The sequence below is a fragment of the Paenibacillus sp. genome (assembly GCF_035645195.1).
Classification (GTDB): domain Bacteria; phylum Bacillota; class Bacilli; order Paenibacillales; family YIM-B00363; genus Paenibacillus_AE.
In genome coordinates, this window is record NZ_DASQNA010000039.1 from 234,886 (window position 1) to 252,521 (window position 17,636).

The 17,636-nt window shown below is 58.8% G+C and carries 10 protein-coding genes and 1 riboswitch; all 10 genes read left to right on the forward strand.

The features are described 5' to 3' along the window. Positions 1–185 precede the first annotated feature (185 nt). A riboswitch (cyclic di-GMP riboswitch) is annotated at positions 186–278 on the forward strand. A 101-nt stretch (positions 279–379) separates the two neighbouring features. The 10 genes from VE009_RS21580 to VE009_RS21625 all read left to right on the forward strand — a co-directional run bounded on the left by VE009_RS21580 (position 380) and on the right by VE009_RS21625 (position 17,513). Continuing rightward, positions 380–2,434: an S-layer homology domain-containing protein gene (locus VE009_RS21580; protein ID WP_325011279.1), complete on the forward strand. Its 2,055-nt coding sequence runs from the start codon at positions 380–382 to the stop codon at positions 2,432–2,434. Between the two features lie 15 nt (positions 2,435–2,449). Further along, positions 2,450–8,635, forward strand: coding sequence for a DUF6531 domain-containing protein (locus tag VE009_RS21585; protein ID WP_325011281.1), 6,186 nt, complete (start codon positions 2,450–2,452; stop codon positions 8,633–8,635). Positions 8,636–8,692: 57 nt separating this feature from the next. Beyond that, a complete protein-coding gene (locus tag VE009_RS21590; protein ID WP_325011283.1) occupies positions 8,693–9,256 on the forward strand; it encodes an imm11 family protein in 564 nt (187 codons plus the stop codon). A gap of 197 nt (positions 9,257–9,453) precedes the next feature. Further along, positions 9,454–11,535 carry a PBP1A family penicillin-binding protein gene (locus tag VE009_RS21595; RefSeq protein WP_325011285.1) on the forward strand — a complete coding sequence of 694 codons (2,082 nt, stop codon included), beginning with the start codon at positions 9,454–9,456 and terminating at the stop codon, positions 11,533–11,535. Positions 11,536–11,594: 59 nt separating this feature from the next. Beyond that, positions 11,595–12,074 (forward strand): hypothetical protein, encoded by a 480-nt coding sequence (locus tag VE009_RS21600; protein WP_325011287.1) that lies wholly within the window; start codon positions 11,595–11,597, stop codon positions 12,072–12,074. 118 nt (positions 12,075–12,192) lie between these two features. Then, positions 12,193–12,540 carry a metalloregulator ArsR/SmtB family transcription factor gene (locus VE009_RS21605; RefSeq protein ID WP_325011289.1) on the forward strand — a complete coding sequence of 116 codons (348 nt, stop codon included), beginning with the start codon at positions 12,193–12,195 and terminating at the stop codon, positions 12,538–12,540. A gap of 101 nt (positions 12,541–12,641) precedes the next feature. After that, complete coding sequence (locus tag VE009_RS21610) at positions 12,642–13,517, forward strand: permease (protein ID WP_325011291.1); 876 nt, start codon at positions 12,642–12,644, stop codon at positions 13,515–13,517. Between the two features lie 60 nt (positions 13,518–13,577). Beyond that, positions 13,578–13,832, forward strand: a complete 255-nt coding sequence (locus VE009_RS21615) for a hypothetical protein (protein ID WP_325011293.1) — start codon at positions 13,578–13,580, stop codon at positions 13,830–13,832. A gap of 302 nt (positions 13,833–14,134) precedes the next feature. Beyond that, positions 14,135–15,700 (forward strand): response regulator transcription factor, encoded by a 1,566-nt coding sequence (locus VE009_RS21620; protein WP_325011295.1) that lies wholly within the window; start codon positions 14,135–14,137, stop codon positions 15,698–15,700. A 19-nt stretch (positions 15,701–15,719) separates the two neighbouring features. Next, complete coding sequence (locus VE009_RS21625; protein WP_325011297.1) at positions 15,720–17,513, forward strand: sensor histidine kinase; 1,794 nt, start codon at positions 15,720–15,722, stop codon at positions 17,511–17,513. The last annotated feature ends 123 nt before the right edge of the window (positions 17,514–17,636 follow it).

Genomic DNA, 17,636 nt, shown 5'->3' on the forward strand with positions numbered 1-17,636 from the left:
GAAGGGCCTTGAAGCCGCTCCGGCTTCGGGGCTTTTTTGTTTGCAGATGGCGTCCACCGATGCTCCCGAGGACATTGGTTGCATGACCGAAGGAGCAAAAATCGCCAAAATTATGAAATTTTTAATTGATTACGGCAAAGTTTTCCACTATTCTATTGCCGAAAGCTACAATTTTCGTAGTTCTTTTGGAACAAAGGCAAAATCGTCGAAAGACGATGACGCAAAGCCATGGGTCTTCCTCCCTGCCCGAGCAGGGAAAAGATCGCCAGGTTGCTCAAGGAACAATGTCGTAGCCGCTTTCTGCTTATCTACGCTCCTGAGCGCCTGACCATGGCCTCGGGAGCTTTTTATTTTTGCAAGGCAGGGGAGAGAGGAAGACATGGGTAGAAGGTTGTTGCCGAAGTTCGCACGAAGGTTCGCGATTGGCTTGTGTTTAACGGCAGTGTGTGGGGGCGCCGCTTTCGTCGCGTACGCGGACACTTCGTTCGCGGTTACGGACGAGCCGGTCGCGAGCAAGGCGGGGGAAGGCACGTACATCTCGGGCGAGCACATGGTGTGGTACGAGGAGGACGGAAAGGGACGCCAAAATATTTTCTATCGGAATTTATCCACCGGGGTGGAGAAACAAGTTACAAACTACCCGTCCATGAAGGATTTGCCGCGCGTGACGGTCACCTCGTCGGGCGAGGTCGTCGTCGTATGGATCGACAAGAAGTATCTGGGTTCCGGTTCGGGGATGTGGGATGTGCTCGCGTATTATATGAATTCGCAAGAGGAAGTAAAGTTGTCTTCGGTCATTGCGCCGCACGTCGGCCTCAGCGTGTCGGGGGATCATGTCGCATGGTATCAGACGTGGAAGGGCGAGATGTACGCTTACGATTTATCGGCAAGGAAGGAAACGCCGCTCGGTCTTGGTACCAAGCCTACGGTCGTGAACGGAAATATCGCTTTTATTACCGGCGACGGAGATATCGCCTTGCATCACTTGATAACCGGGGAAACGAAGAGTTTAGTAGATCTTCCATATCACTTGTATCCTGCCGAGTTGACTTATAACGGAAAGCAGGTGCTATGGAAGGAAAGCGATCTCGACAACCGCACCAAGTATGTCCTCCTGGATCCAAGCGATGCGGGCGCCGCGCCGGTCGACTTGACGACAAAGTCGAAAAAGGAAGTGGAGTACCCGAATCTGTACCTCGGCGACGGACATGCGGCTTGGGTGGAGTGGAATGCCGGAACGCCCCGACTAACGGGCGTCGATCTGACGGCGAAACAAACCTATGAAGTTGCGCGCGGGGATCATGTCATTCATACGGTGTCTTTCGCGGGAGACCGTCTGATTATGAAGGCGGCCGATGGGCGGCTGGTGGCGCGTTCGCTGGAAATGTCGGCACCCGCTCCTGCCGAGAGGACCGAAGGCGAGAGCAGGGACCGCGATTCGCTGTCCGCGACAACGGAACGGAAGGCGGAGGCGTCGCCGGTGCGGGCGGGACCGATGGGGGCTGTGCTTACGTCGAAGGACGGAACGGCCCGGCTGGTTATTCCGGCCGGTGCTCTGGAATCGGAGGTCGAGGCTCGCTTCGAAATGGATGCCGTTATACAAGCGCCGAACGAAGCGAAGACCGAGCTCGGGGTGAAACGCGGGGCGACCCTCGCGTGGCGTGTCGATTTGGACGGGCGAACGCTGCCGAAGGACAAGCCTGCGGAGTTGGCGCTCAAGTTCGACGGGCTGCGCTGGTCGGAGGAAGAGCGGGAAAAGATGTCGATTTATAGATGGGAAGCGGAGGCCAAAGAGTGGAAGCGGATCGGCGGAACGGCGGATGCCGAAACATTCGAAATTCGAGCATCGCTCACGAGGTCCGGCACATACGCGGCATTCGTCTACGACGTCGCCTTCTCCGATACGGTCGGACACTGGGCGGAACGTCCCGTCGAAATATTGGCTGCGTTAGAAATCGTGAACGGTATGGAAGCGACTCGGTTCGCGCCGGACGCGACGCTGACGCGAGCGCAGTTTACGAAAATGCTGCTTGGCGCAATGGGCATTGAGCCGGAGACGGACGGGGGCCAGTCGTTCACCGACGTCGCCGCCTCGCACTGGGCGGCTCCTTGGGTCAATGCCGCCGCTCGCGCCGGAATCGTGCAAGGGTCGAACGGCACATTTGATCCGGAAAGCGCCTTGACGCGGGAGCAGATGGTGGCGATGCTCGTGCGGGCGCTGGAACGGCAGCGGCCGATATCGGAGCGCGAATCGCATTTGCCTTTCGACGACGCGTCGGCGATCAGCGACTGGGCGAGAACTTCCGCTGCGACGGCTGCAGCGCTCGGGTTGATCCAAGGCAGGGACGGCAAGTTCTTGCCGCATGCGTCGTCTACCCGCGCCGAGGCGGCGACGGTCATGTACCGCCTGCTCCGGGTGGCGGGCGACTTGTAGAAGGGGTGTGAAAGAATGAGGACATTCTTTGCCATGCATCGAACGGGCCGCCTCATGTGGCGCCAAGCGATCAGTATTTTGCTCATTGCGTCGCTCGTACTTCCCGGCGTGCCGATCTTCCCCGGGTTGGGGCCCGGCAAAGCGCTGGCGGCAACGACGGTCGGCGTAGCGCCGGCGAAGCTGGTTACCGTTTATGGCGGGAACGCCAACATTACGTGGAACTACGGCGTCAAACCGCACACATCGTCGATCGAGGCATGCGAAGTAGAAGAAATCCCTCCGGAACAACGGGGAGAGCCGTACGAGGACGAAGAGGGCAATATGGTATACCCTCCGACGCATACGATGGTGTCGCGCGGTTCCGTCGGGTCGAAAGCACCCGGGTTCCCCGGCGAGACGGAGTTGTTCGTATGGAACGGCAACGTCGACGGGAAGCCCTTGCTGGACGGAAGCTATACCGTATGCGTTGTGCCGAGCGGAGCGCCGGAATATTTCGGCTTCACCGAGGTAAGCGTGGATAACCCGAAGCCTCCGGCGCCGGCCTTCGTGCACGTCGTGCCGAGCCTTGACGCGAACGGCAGCGGGGTGCACAGGATCCGCGGCATAGCGGAGCATGGGACGAAAGTGACGGTTCGCATCGATTACATGATGCGGGACGGATACGAACAGGTGCCGAGTCCAGGACCGTCGCCCACATACACGGTGGAAATTCCATACGGCAAAATGCCGGACGACAAACATTTACAATGGGCGCTCAAGCCGGAATGGCGCGACGAGCCCGTGTCGATCGACAACTATTTCACGAACTTTCCGCTCCGCGACGACAATCGTCCGGAGCAGTATATCCGAGAATGGGAAATCGCCGTCCCGCTCAGATCTTACGAGACCGCCTCGATTACGGCGACGGCGGAACGGGCTGCGACGAACCCTTTCTTTCATCCGCAGCAACCCGATAAAAACATATCCGGCGTTTCTATTCCCGTGAAGGTGCTGCGGTACGTTGCCCCGGCTTGGGACGTGAACTGGGAGGCGCTGGCAGGATACTACTACAAAGCGGAAAACGTGCCTGCGATGATCGCGGGCGCGGAGCGGATCGCGACCGATAACGGCATCGAGGTCAACGTATGCACCGGAGATCAGCGCTGCGCGGGGCCGATCGACAAAGGTTGGAATTTGATTATTCAAGATCCGGCATTGGCGGGCAACATCACGGAAGAAGATTTAGAGGATTTGACATACGAAAAAATTGCGAATCGGGCCGATTACCCAAAACCGCTTTTCTGGGACCCAATTAATTTGGCGACCGGGGACTTTATTTTTTCCCATACTAACTTATCTCTTGCGGCGATCATGCCGCTGGAGTGGAAACTGACGTACCACAGCCGAGACAAGTATGATGGAGCGGTCGGCGTCGGCTGGCATCATTCCTTCGAATGGCGGATCGTGCGGCAAGGCGCGAACGCGATGACGGTATTGACTCCCGATGGGGCTAACTTTGTGTATGAAAGAACAAGCAGCGGCGAGTACCGAACGCCGGCAGGCACCTACAATACGCTGAAACAGCTAACCGACGGCACGTATGAAATGAAGACGCCGCAGCTGTGGACGTACGCATTCCGGGAGGACGGCGCACTGTATCGCATCACGGACAACAACGGCAACGTCGCAAACTTGTCGTACGAAGGCTCCGTGCTAAAGCGGGTCGATACGGTCGGGGCGAGCCTGTCATTCGCATACGGAAGCGCAGGTAAGATCGCGTCGGTCACCGACCACGCGGGGCGCACGGTGTCGTACGAGTATGATGCGCTGACGCACGATTTGCTTGCGATGAAGCTGCCCGACGGCGCAACGATCCGCTATACCTACGACAGTTTGCATCAGATGACGAGTATTACGAACCCGAACGAGAGCGGCACGCTGGTCAACGAATACGATGCGAACGGCCGCGTGGTGTATCAGAAGGACTTCTCGGGCGGGGAAGCGCGCATGACGTATTTGCCGGAAGAGGGCAAGACGGAAGCCTTCGACCCGCTAGGGCGAAAGAAGGTTTACGAGTTCGACGATCGCTTTCGTCAGACTGCCGTCCATTATCCCGATGGCACCGTAGAGCGGTTCGAGTACGATGCGAACGACAATTTGATCGCGAAGACGGATCGCAACGGCAACGCCTGGACGTTCGGATACGACGCGTTCGGCAATTTGACGTATGCCGCAGATCCCCTGGGCCATGCCACGACGCTGCAGTATAACGCTTGGAGCCAACCGACGGAAATCGTCGATGCGCTCGGGAACAGAACCGCTTTGGGCTATGACGAGCGAGGAAACCTTGTGTCGATAACGGATCCGCTCGGCCGCGTCTCGACGATCGAACGGGACGCGCGAGGTCTTCCGGTCGCGATGATTAACGGCGAAGGCGAACGAACGGAAATGACCAACGACGACGAAGGATTCGTTCGTTTCGTGAAGGATCCGGAAGGCTATACCCGGGAATTCATCCGCGATGCGTTCCACCGCGTGACGGCAGTCGTTGATCCGCTCGGAAGTCGAGACGAGGTCGTGTATGATCCGCGGGATCGGGTCGTTGAGCGAATCAATGCGCTAGGCTACAAGGATATGTTCGGTTACGATAAGAACAGTAATTTGACAACGGTCGTCAACCGCGAACAGGAAGGCTACGGGTATCGGTACGACGCGTTCGACCGGCTCGTGTCGGTAACCGATCCGTACGGCAATGTCACGACGTACGAGTACGATGCGGCAGGCAATCGGACCAAGATTGTCGAGCCGAACGGCGCGGTGACGGAATTCATCTACGACAACGCCGATCGGGTGGATTGGCTGCGCGACGCGGAAGGCAACGTGACGGATTACGAGTACGACGGCAACGGCAATGTAACCGCGATCATCGATCCGCGTCAAGGACGTACCGAGATTGCCTATGATGCTCGCAATCTGCCGGTGAAGGTTACCGACCCGGAGGGCGGCGTCACCGAGTTCGGATATGACTCTCTCGGGCGGTTGATCAGCGAGAAGGATCATTACGGCGGCGTGACTTCCTATTCCTACGATGCAGCCGGCCAATTAACGAAGCTGACCGACGCGCTCGAACAGACGACCGAATACGGCTACGACAAGGCGGGACGCTTGACGAGCGTGAAGCGTCCGACCGGCGCCGTATGGACGATGGAATACGACGACCGCGGCTTGCTCGTCGCGACTGTCGATCCGCTCGGACATCGGGCGACGATGGAACGCGACGCGCTCGGCCGCGTTACCGTCGCACGCGATGAAAGCGGCGCGGCAACATCTTACACGTACGATGCGGCGGGGCGCGTGACATCGATAATTGATGCCCTGGGCGCGATGACGGAGTTCAGTTACGACGCAATGGACCAGATTACGTCGGTGAAAGACGCGAAGGGCGGCGTAACCCAATATCGATACGACGCGCTCGGTCGCTTAACGGCGGTCGTCAACGCGAAGGGCGATGCGACGCTGTATACCTACGATGCCGCGGGCAACTTGAAAACCAAGACGGACGCCGAAGGACGAGCTACCGTATATGAGTATGATCTACTCAGCCGGCTGAAATCCCAAATCGATCCGCTCGGCAAAGTCACGTCGTTGCTGTACGACGGCATGGGCAACGTCACGTCGGTGACGCATCCGGATGCAACGACGACAAGGTACAGCTACGACCTCGCCAACCGGCTGACCGGCATTGCGTATCCGGACGGGGAAACCGTATCGTATGCGTACGATAAGGTCGGTCGCAGAACGTCGATGGCCGATGCGTCGGGAACGACGACATATACGTATGACGCGTTGTCCCGATTGACGGGCGTGACGGACGGACGCGGACAGACGATTCAGTACGGCTGGACGCCGAACGGCCAACGCGCGAGCATGACGTATCCGGACGGCAGCGTCGTTACGTACGAGGTCGACCTGCTTGATCGGATTGTAGGGGTCGTCGACACGCAAGGACGCCGCACCTCGTATACCTACGACGCGCGCGGGCTGCTGACAACGAAGTCGCTGCCTTCCGGCGCCGTAACCGCCTACGCTTACGATGCGCTGGGACAACTGCTGGAACTGACGCATCGGAATCAATACGGCCAGGCCGTCGAGCGATTGATTTACGAGTATGATCCGGTCGGCAACCGGACGAAGATGGAGCGGATCGAGGATTCGGACGATGAAGACGATGCCGGATCCACCCGCGTCGTGTCCGAATACGCGTACGATGCGCTGAATCAGCTCACCGCTGTGAATAAGTACAATGATGGCGCCCCCGGGTCGCTCATCGCGACGTCGTATACGTACGATAAAGTCGGCAATCGATTGTCCAAATCGACGGCGTGGGGCGATCTGTTCGACCTGGAGGAATACGTGTATAACGCGGGCGATCAGCTCGTCCGTTGGCAAAACGGTCCCGACTATAAAGAATATACGTATGACTTGCGCGGCAATCTGCTGCAGACCGTCGGTGTTGTCGGGCAGACCGTACCGACATGGTCCGTGACGGCTTCCGTTTACGGGGATGCGGTCGTGACGAACGTATACGGGGAGCCCGACCCGTTCGCCTCCTTGTCTTCCCTTGAGGCGGCTGTGCCGGAAGTGCTTGACCAGTATGTGTGGAACGGGGCGAATCGCCTCGTGAAACATACGAACGAGCGCGGCGATATTTCCCGCTACGGGTACGATGGCGACGGCAACCGCGTGTCGATGATACTGGATTTGAACCACGGTCCGAATGGCAACGGGAATGGACCTGGCAACGGCAACGGTAACGGTAACGGCAATGGCAATGGCAATGGCAACGGTAATGGGAACGAAACCGGAAAGAGCGACAAGTGCGGCCGCGTCGTGCCGCCGGGCTTTGTCCCGCCGGGGCTTTCGAAAAAATGCGATCCGGTCGACGGCGAATACCCGACGGAACATCCTTTCGGACCGCGCGACGGCTGGGAAATGCAGTATAAGAAAAAGCATTGGGAGTTCCACTATACGAACGATGTCAGCCTAGCGCTTCCGGAACCGATCCAAATTACCGAGGCCGATCCGGCCAAATGGAAGGAAACGTTCGTGTACGGCGCCGGCGGAGAACGTGTGTCATACACCTACCTCCCTGCGTACGACGCGACCAATGGTTGGGAACCGACTCCGGGATCCGGAGGAGCCGAACCAGGGGTTACGCCAAAGACGCTGTGGTATTTGTCCGATGCGCTCGGCAGCGCGATCGGTTTGATCGAGCAAGACGGCCGCGTATCGGCACGGTACCATTACGATGAGTTCGGCATCCCGCTCGACGCGAAGAAGTTCGACGCGAACTGGCCTGGACCGGATAATCTGTTCGGATACACAGGATTGGGTTACGATTTCCACAGCGGACTGACCTACGCGCGCGCTCGGTATTATCAGCCGGAAATCGCGCGATTCATAAGCGAGGATTTGTATAAGGGGGATATGTGGAATCCGCAAAGTCAGAACCCTTATGCGTACGTGGAGAATAACCCGCTGATCTATACAGACCCAAGCGGACTGACTAGAAGCGGTGACATTGCAAGAGCAAACATAGAGTATGCGAGAAAGGTCGGCAGCGGCAGCGAAGCGTTTTGGGCGATAAGGTCCAAACTCGGTACTGAAGCGAGACAGTTTTTCCCCGAAGCCGAGAACGATGCCAATAATACGTTCAAATGGCTATTCAGCCTAGCGACGAAAACGAATGGGAACCCGGACTACAACACCGACGGGAACGCAGCATGGGCTACGGAAAAACTTGTGGCGATATTCCAAGGGCAGTATGAATTGGAACAAGAAGCTGTTCCGGGCATGCTTGTTGAAGCGGCGGTAGACTTGGTTGGAAGCAGATTTAAACTAACACGAAATGTCCATCTGAAAAAGCCGATACAGCTCCACCATTATGTAACCAATAAAAGTAAAAAGTTCACCGCACAAATGGAAAAGATAGTAACAAAATACGGATTAAAGCTTGATGAAAAGTGGAATAAAGAGTATCTCCCTCATCAGGGCAGACATCCCGATGCATACCATCAATATATTTTAGACAATCTACAAAGATTTGATGAGGTTGCCGCAGGGGACAAGGACGTCTTTTTGCAACTATTCGAAGGGTTAAAAGGAGAAATTAGAAGCAATCCAGAAATGATGTATAAGGCTTACTGGGAAGCTAAGAAGTAATAGTATGAACGTGCCGCTTTACTGCAGAGGAACCGAATCTTCGTGGGAGGCTGAAGGGTGAAGTATTATAAATTAATGACGGACTTTTCATCGAACGAGGATGTCGTTTGTACCATTGCCGATTTACAAGGCATTCAAAAGTTTGACGTGCTTAAAGGGAAGCCCGCGGTTCATTGGAACGAGAATGTGACCTTTGAGTACAATGCAGCGGATGGGTCGGTATTGACGGATTACCTCGCCAACGATATGGGATGGTTTCTCGTTTCCGAGGCATTTAAGACGGCCATCCAACAGACGGCTGAAGGACAGGTCGAATTTTTGCCCGTAAAACTTGTGGAAACTCAGACCCGGCAAACCGTGATCTATTATGTCGTTAATGTAACGAAAGTAGTAGATGCGCTGGACTTGGACCATTCTGATCATACCTTCTTCGAAGCCAATAATATCAGAGTGTTGTCTGTGAAAAAGTATACGCTGCTTGAGGGAGCCATCGGGGATGCGAACATATTCAAATTATTAGGAGATGAAATTCCGGTCTTCGTATCCGAATCGGTCAGGAACAGAATAGAAGAATCCAAATTAACGGGATGCAAGTTTTTGGAAGTGGGAATCCACAGATAGCTTTCGTCAGTAGTAATGACCGCAATGCGAGTAACTTACGCATTGCGGTTTTTCTTTACAAAAGGGTCGGACCGGCAAGTGAAGTCCTCGATTTACCAGACGGCGAGCGCCCGTGCGCTTTTACCCTTGACACCCTGAAATCGCCCCCCGTTCTCGAACGTTATGGGAACGAAAGCAAGCGAGAGAGGGTTAACGGAATGAAAAAGAACACGAGGCGCTTGATTACATGGGGGCTGGGGGCGGCTGCGCTTTCGGCCGCTTTGTTGTTTTTGACGGCGGCGTCCTATGTCACGTCGCTCGACGTGTCGAAGCTGGGGGAGCCTTTGGCGCAGCCGACCGTCATTTTGGATCGGGACGGGGAAGAGATCTACCGGTTGTCCGTGCGCAAATTCGAGCCGGCGTCGATCGAGCGGATGCCGGACGTGCTGCTCCAGGCGATCGTGGCGGTCGAGGACCGGCGATATTATGAACATCCCGGCGTGGACGTCCGGTCGATCGCGAGGGCGCTGTACGTGGACTTGCGGCAGGGGGAATACGCGGAAGGCGCGAGCACGATTACGCAGCAGCTCGCGAAGACGGCGTTCTTGACGCCGGACAAAAGCATCGAGCGGAAGCTGAAGGAAGCGGCGTACGCGCTCAAAATCGACATGTCGTACGATAAGCAGGAAGTGCTGGAGCGGTACCTCAACTCCATTTATTTCGGCGAGGGCGCTTGGGGCGTGCAGGCGGCGAGCCGGACGTACTTCGGGAAGGACGTGTCCGAGCTGACGCTCCCGGAAGCGGCGCTGCTCGCCGGACTGCCGAAGGCGCCGTCGCGCTATTCGCCGGTCGACAACCCCGAGGGGGCGCTGGAGAGGCGGAACATTACGCTGCGGCTGATGGCGGAGCAGGGCATGATCACGAGCGAGGAGCTGGAAGCGGCGCTGGCGGCGCCGCTCGCGCTGCACGGCGTCAGCGTGGAGGCGGCGGAGCGGGAGCGGCAGGCGGCGTTCGCGTCCTATATCGACGCCGTCCTTCGGGAGGCCGAGGAGCGGTACGGCATGACGGAGCGGGAGCTGATGGCGGGGGGCTACGTGATCGCGACGGAGATGGACCGCGGCGTGCAGGAAGCGGCCGCCGCTGTGTATGCGGATCCGGCGATGTTCCCGGACGCGCCGAACGGCGCGAAGGCGGAGAGCGGCGCCGCGTTCGTCGACCAGAGCACCGGCGGCATTCGGGCGCTGATCGGCTCGCGCGAGCGGTCCGACGCGTACCGAGCGTTCAACCGCGCTACCCAGCTGAAGCGGCAGCCGGGCTCCGCGTTCAAGCCGATCGCGGTGTACGGCCCCGCGCTGGAGGCGGGCTACACGCCGAATTCGTTCTTGTACGACGGACCGGTCGACTTCGGCGGCTACCGCCCGGCGAACTGGGACGGCGGGTATCGCGGCGTCGTGACGCTGGCGGAGGCGGTTCGGCAGTCGTGGAACGTGCCGGCCGTATGGCTGCTCGACCAGATCGGCGTCGAGCGCGGGCGCGCCTTCGCCGAGAAGCTCGGCATCGCGCTGCCGGACGGCGACCGTAACTTAAGCATCGCGCTCGGCGGCTTGTCCGAGGGCGTGTCGCCGCTGCAGATGGCGCAGGCGTTCTCGGCGTTCGCGGCGAACGGCGAGCTGCGCCGCTCCCACGCGATCCGGGAGATCGCGACGCATGACGGCGAGGTCGTCGCGCGGCACGACGGCGAAGCGGAACGCGTCATGGACGCGAACCACGCGTACACGCTGACGCTGCTGCTTCAGCATGCCGTCGCCGAAGGGACGGGGCGGCAGGGCGCCGTGCCGGGCTGGCCGACGGCGGGCAAGACGGGCACGACGCAGCTGCCCGATACGGCGGAGTTCGCCGGCGTCGACGGCGTGAAAGATTTGTGGTTCGCCGGGTACACGCCCGCGCTGACCGGAGCGGTCTGGATCGGCTTCGATCGAACGGACCGGGAGCATTATTTGACGGCGTCGAGCGCTGCCGCTGCTGCAGTCTTCCGCGAAATCATGCAGCGCTCTCTCGCGGACGAGACGCCGACGGCGTTCGTTCCGCCGCCGGGGTATCGGGAGGAAGAGAAGCGCGAGGAGAAGGAGGAAAAGAAAGAGGGGCGGAAGGAAGAGAAGCGAGGGAAAAAAGAGTGGGGATCCCGCGGCGGGGACGACGACGAGCGAGAAGACGAAGAGAAGGACGATGAATGGGAAGAAGAGAAAGAAGAGCGGAAGGAGCGGGGCAAAGGAAAGGGAAAAGACCGGGAGGACGATTGAGCGCCTTGTCGTTGGCAATACTGAGATAACAAGACGACATGGCGGAGCGTGGAGCAACGATGGATTTCGAACTGGACCGAGCCGAGAGCGGGCCGAACAGGGAAACCTATTACGTATACGCGACGGTTTCCGGCAAAAAACGGTGCATCGGGCAGCTCGCGCGGAACGTCCGAGCCGGGACATGGACGGCGTACGCCGCCGGCGATCCGCTGGCCGTCGCGCGGACGGCGGAGGAAGCCGCCGGCAAGCTGCTCGCGTTCGAGGAGGCGAGGCGGCCGAGCCGAGCCCCTGGCGGGCGGCAGGCGACGGCGTCCCGCACGGTCGAGGAGCGGTTCGCGCGCATGCGGCGCGCCGTGCCGAAGCGGTCGCATTGGACCGATCAGGCGGTGAGGGAGGCGCGGACGCTTCCGGTCGAGCGGCGCGAGCGCCTTCGCGAGGAGGTAGACGAGCTGATCGACGACTTGGAGGAGCAGCTGCTGTGGTGGCGCAAAGTAAAGCGCGAGCTCGGGCTGCCGCCGCGGCTGATGAGGCTGAAATGAGCGGCGCCTCCTCGCTTCGGACATTTAATCAAAAATATTTGATTTACCTATTGCAAGTTTTGGAAATTCGCAGTATGATGTGTTCATCAAGAAAATTTGATGGAGAGGGCGCTCAGCCATGAAATTCGAAATCCCGGTTTTGCCACAATCGAACGGCGCCGACCTGCCGGACGAATCGTTCTTCGAAACGTACGAACAAAAGTTCAAAGCGCTCGCGGATAAGAAGCGGCTGCAAATCATGCACGTGCTGACGACGCGCGGCAAGGTGTGCGTCTGCGATCTCAGCGAGCTGGTGGGGATGGCGCAATCGAAGCTGTCGTATCACTTGAAAATTTTGCACGATGCCGGTCTCATTCGCAGGGAAACGCAGGGCACGTGGAGCTATTACGAGCTCGATTCGGCCGAAATCAACGGCTTGCTGTCCGAGCAGCTGTGCTGCGTGTTCCGGCCGAACGGCTGCTGCTGACGGCGTGCCGGGCGCGGCCCCGGACGCCTTTCTACATACAAAACATCAATTTTTTTTGATTAATAAATCAAATTATTTTGTTTTAGTGGAGGGGTAACAACATGGAGGTATGGCAGCAAATCGGCTTAAGTTTCCTCGAGATCGCGCTGGAGCTGACGGCACTGTTTCTCGCCATTTCGTTCGTCATGAATTTGCTGCAGGGGGTCCTGCCGTACGAACGAATGGAACGCGCCATCGGCCGTTCCCATCCGGCGGTCGGCGCGCTGACGGCGCTGGCGCTTGCGTTCGTGACGCCGTTCTGCTCGTGCTCTACGATTCCAATGGTCGTCGGCATGCTGAACAAAAAGTTTCGTTTCGGCATCGTCATGACGTTCCTATTCGCATCTCCCGTGCTCGACCCGACGATCCTGACGGTGATGACGGCGATGCTCGGCTGGAAGGCCGCGGCGCTGTACACGGCGGCGACGGCGGTTCTGTCGGCGGCGATCGGATTCGCGCTCGAAGCGCTCGGCTTCGAGTCGGCGGTCAAGCGCGTCATCGTCAAAGGCGGCGCGGCGCCGGGCGTGCGGGGGCTCGACGTTCGCGGCGCCTGGGCCGAAACGATGCAGCTGATGAAGACGGTGTACCCGTATTTGCTGCTCGGCGCGGCGATCGGGGCGGTCATTCACGGCGCCGTCCCGAGCGAGTGGGTCGCGGCGCATTTGTCCGGCGAGCAGTGGTGGCTCGTGCCGCTCGCGGCGGCCGTCGGCATCCCGCTGTACATCCGGCTGTCGTCGATGATCCCGATCTCCCACATGCTGGTAGCCAAAGGAATGGCGCTGGCGCCGGTCATGGCGCTCATGATCAGCTCCGCGGGAGCGAGCTTGCCGGAGCTGGCGATGCTGAACGCCATTTTCCACCGCCGGCTCGTCGTCGCCTTCGTGGCGTCGGTCATGTCGATGGCGACGCTGTCGGGACTGCTGTTTTACTGGATATGACCCCGCGGCCGGCCGGCGTGCGGTTCATATATATCAATCTAAACACAAGGAGGAGTTTGTATGTTCGGGAAAAAGAAGGAGAAGGAAAATTGCTGCGGGATCGTGATCGAAGAGGTGAAGGAAGGCGGGGAGGCGTCCGCGGCGGAAGCATGCTGCGACGAGGCTGCGAACAAAGCGGGCGTCGAGGCGTGCTGCGACGAGGCCGCGAACAAAGTGGGCGTTGAGGCGTGCTGCGACGAAGCTGCAAACAAAAACAAAGCTGACGCGGAAGCATGCTGCGAAGAGGAACGCCGCGCGGCGGCGGGTTGCTGCTAATCGGAACGCGCGGGCAAGGCCTGTCGGGAATTTTATTCCCGGCAGGCCTTTTCCTGCGGAAACTCTCACTGTTTCGAGCCGCCGCGGCGGCCGCCCCTCGTGAATCTATAGTTTTCAAAGGAACCTCTAAGGTGGGCCGGGTGATGCGGGGCCGTTCCTGGATTATAATGGTACAAAGGGGTCTGTAAGCGTTTGCCAAACGCTAGTAGGCAAGACCTAGAAACTCAAATATAATGGAAACCATCCAAAGATTGCATGGCGGAGACGAATTCCCAAAAATCGAATGGTTGGGGGGATGGACGGTGTGCAAGGTGCTGTTGGTCGACGACGAGGTGTTCGCGAGACAGGGCTTGAGGCAGTTTATCGACTGGCGGGCGTACGGTTTCGACACGGTCCTCGAAGCGGATAACGGGGAGGAGGCGCTCGAGCGGATCGAGAAGGATCGGCCGGAGCTCGTCGTGACCGACATCCGCATGCCGGTGCTGGACGGCTTGGATTTGATCCGCGAGGTGAAGGAGCGCGATCTGCAGGAACCCCTGTTCATAATTGTTAGCGGTTACAACGACTTTACATACGCGCAGCAGGCGGTGCGGTTCGGCGTGCAGGACTTTATTTTGAAGCCGATCGACAAGGAAGAGCTGACGGGCACGCTGGACCGGCTCGTCGATCAGCTGCGGCTGACCGCCGCCCGCGACATCAGATCGAACGAGACGAAGTTCGAAGAGCTGCTGGCCGGCCGAGCGGATGCGCCGCTGCTGCTCGAGCTGGCGGTGGCGATGGGCATCGTCGAAGGCCAGGAGCTGCGCTACTGCATCGTGGAGGTGAACGATGCGCCGTACGATGCCGAAGAAGCGGAGTCGTTCCGGCGCCATCTGGAGACGAAAGAGACGCTGGCGCGGCGCATCGCCGAATATGCGGGCTATCCCGCCGTGCTGCTGCACGAGCAGCAGCGCGGCGTTTTCGGCTTCGTGGCCGCGGGGCCCCGGCTCGGGGACAAGGCCGAGTGCGACCGTTTCCTCCGGGGGCTGCAGAGGCGTTTGTCCGCCGCGACGGACGGGGCGGTGACGGTGTACGCCGGCGCGGCGGCGAATCGACTGGACCAAGTGAAGGAGTCGTTCCGCACGGCGAACGAAGCCCGGCTGCGCAAGTTCGCGCTGCCCGACGGGCGGACGGCGACGTTCGATGACGCGGCCGCCGTGCCGATCCGATACGTTGAGCTCGAGGAAACGCTGATCCATCGGCTGCTGGAGGCGGTGGAGGAATTCGACGCCGCCCGCATGGAAGAGGCGTCTTCGCGCATCTTCGAAGCGTTCCGCGAGCAGCGGTTCGCGCCCGACGCGGTCGGCACGTCGCTCGCCCGCTGCGCGATGGGCCTCGTCCGGACGGTGCAGCAGATGGGCGGCGACGAACAAGCGCTGGCGTCGCTGCCGAAGCTGCTGCAGGCATTGAAGCGGCCGATGACGCTGGCGCGGCTGCGCGAGCTGTTCCGCGAATTCGTCGCGGAGAGCGCGGGCTGCATCGCGGAGCGGCGCAAGACGTTCGGCAAAGGCGGCATCCATAAAATCAAGCAATATATCGAAGCGCACTATCGCGAAAATATCAGCTTAAAGTCGATCGCGGCGAAATTTTACATGAATCCGGTCTACCTCGGGCAGCTGTTCAAGAAGGCGTACGGGATGTATTTCAACGAATTTTTGCTGCAGTACCGGGTGCAGGAGGCGAAGAAGCTGCTGCGCCAAACGGAACTGCGGGTGTACGAGATCGCGGACCGAGTCGGCTTCACGAACGCGGATTATTTCGTCGCGCAGTTCGAGAAAGTCGAGGGCAAAACGCCGACCGAATATCGGGCCTCGATCATCGGCAAATAACGACGCGGAGCGGGGACCCATGCCGAAAATGAGCCTCAACAACGTCAAGCTGCGGGATAAGATGCTGATTTTGTATTTCCTCTGCGTGCTGATCCCGATCGTGCTGACGAACTTGATTTTCTACCATGTGACGACGAGCAACGTGAAGAAGCAGAAAATGAACGACATCTCGATTTCGCTCGAGAAGGCGAAGACCGAATTTCGCGATCAAATCGACGTGGCGGTCGGCATCGCTTCGGTGCTCAACACGGACTACTTCCTCAACGAGGCGCTCGAGACGCAGTACGCGAACGCCAGCCAATATGTCGACAAATATCACTCGGACATTTTTTTTCTGCTGAACAAATACGCCCCCGTCCACAAAGCGATCAAAGGAATTACCATTTACACGGACAACGACACCGTGCTGCCGGGCGGATACGTGCTGCCGCTGACGCCCGCGGTGATGCAGTCCGCGTGGTATCAGAAGCTGGCCGCCATGCCGAATTCGTATACGCCGCTTATCGTGCGGAGCGACGAATTCGGCGTTTTCGGCTACGAGAACATTTACAGCGTCGTAAGGGAGTTGAACTATTACGCGGGTCAGAGCGTCATCCGCAAAATCGTCAAGATCGACCTGCATTCGGAAGCGATTCGGCAAATTTTCGCCTCCGCCTCGTTCGAGGGAGACGTCTATTTGCTCGACGACCGCGGGGTCATTCAATATACGAGCGACGAAACGGTGGAGTGGCGGTTCCGGGAGGCGGCGTTCCGCGCGGAGATGCTGCCGAGCGACGCGATGCTGTTCGAAGAAACGTACAGCAACGAATATTTGAAATCGCTCCGCCTCGTCCTCGCGGTGTCGGAGCAGGAGGTGCTCGAAGCCGTGCGCAACTCGCGCGACTTCGTCATCTATCTCGCGATTCCGAACATCGTCGTGCCGACGCTGATCATTCTGCTCATTACGAGGTCGTTCAACACCCGGATGGTCCGCGTGCTGCGGCATATGAAGAAGGTGAAGAACGGTTCGTTCGAAACGGTGCCGAGCGCAGGGGATCGCGACGAGATCGGGCAGCTGACGATGGAGTTCAACCGGATGACGATGCAGATCAAACGGCTGATCGACGAGGTGTACGTCGCCGACATCCAGCGCAAAGATTTGGAGCTGAAGCGGCGGCAGTCGCAGCTGCATGCTTTGCAAAGCCAAATCAATCCGCACTTTCTGTTCAATTCGCTGTCGACGATTCGGATGAGAAGCCTGATGAAAGGCGAAGAGGAGACGGCGCGCATTATCCACAACATGGCCAAAATGTTCCGCAAATCGCTCGAATGGGGCAAGGACTGGGTCACCATCAAAGAGGAGATGGATCTGGTGCTCTGCTTTCTGGAAATCCAAAAGTACCGATTCGGGGACAAGCTGAATTACAACCTCTATGTCGACGAAGCCGCGGCGGACCGGATGATTCCGAAAATGATGCTCCAGCCGCTCGTCGAGAACGCCAGCATTCACGGGATCGAACCGCTGAAGAGCGGAGGCTGCATCGACGTGCGCGCGGAAGCGCGGGACGGATTTCTGTATTTTACGGTGCGGGACAACGGCGTCGGCATCGCGCCGGACGCGCTGAAGCGCGTGCAGGAGTCGTGGAAGGACGGCGATCGGGAGAATCGGATGGGCGAGAACATCGGCATGAAGAACGTTTATTACCGCTTGATGATGTATTTCGAAGGCGAAGCCGAGTTCGACATCGCCAGCGCGCCGGGCGAAGGAACGACGATCCGCATCCGGGTGCCGGACGTGAAGGACGCCGGCGCTCCGAGCAGCGAGAGCGCCTGACGCGTTCGCGCCGGCCGATAAGGACGCCGGGGCAATCGCTAATGTTTTGAAAGGAAAACCTAAAGTTTGCCGGGTAATCAAGCCGCCGACCCCATTTTATAACGAAAGTGCTTACAACAATAT

What these genes read in the sequence shown, in the direction of transcription:
- VE009_RS21610 (WP_325011291.1), top strand. Translation starts at nt 12,642, where the DNA reads ATGGAGGTATGGCAGCAAATCGGCTTAAGTTTCCTCGAGATCGCGCTG.
- VE009_RS21615 (WP_325011293.1), top strand. Translation starts at nt 13,578, where the DNA reads ATGTTCGGGAAAAAGAAGGAGAAGGAAAATTGCTGCGGGATCGTGATC.
- VE009_RS21605 (WP_325011289.1), top strand. Translation starts at nt 12,193, where the DNA reads ATGAAATTCGAAATCCCGGTTTTGCCACAATCGAACGGCGCCGACCTG.
- VE009_RS21580 (WP_325011279.1), top strand. Translation starts at nt 380, where the DNA reads ATGGGTAGAAGGTTGTTGCCGAAGTTCGCACGAAGGTTCGCGATTGGC.
- VE009_RS21585 (WP_325011281.1), top strand. Translation starts at nt 2,450, where the DNA reads ATGAGGACATTCTTTGCCATGCATCGAACGGGCCGCCTCATGTGGCGC.
- VE009_RS21600 (WP_325011287.1), top strand. Translation starts at nt 11,595, where the DNA reads ATGGATTTCGAACTGGACCGAGCCGAGAGCGGGCCGAACAGGGAAACC.
- VE009_RS21595 (WP_325011285.1), top strand. Translation starts at nt 9,454, where the DNA reads ATGAAAAAGAACACGAGGCGCTTGATTACATGGGGGCTGGGGGCGGCT.
- VE009_RS21625 (WP_325011297.1), top strand. Translation starts at nt 15,720, where the DNA reads ATGCCGAAAATGAGCCTCAACAACGTCAAGCTGCGGGATAAGATGCTG.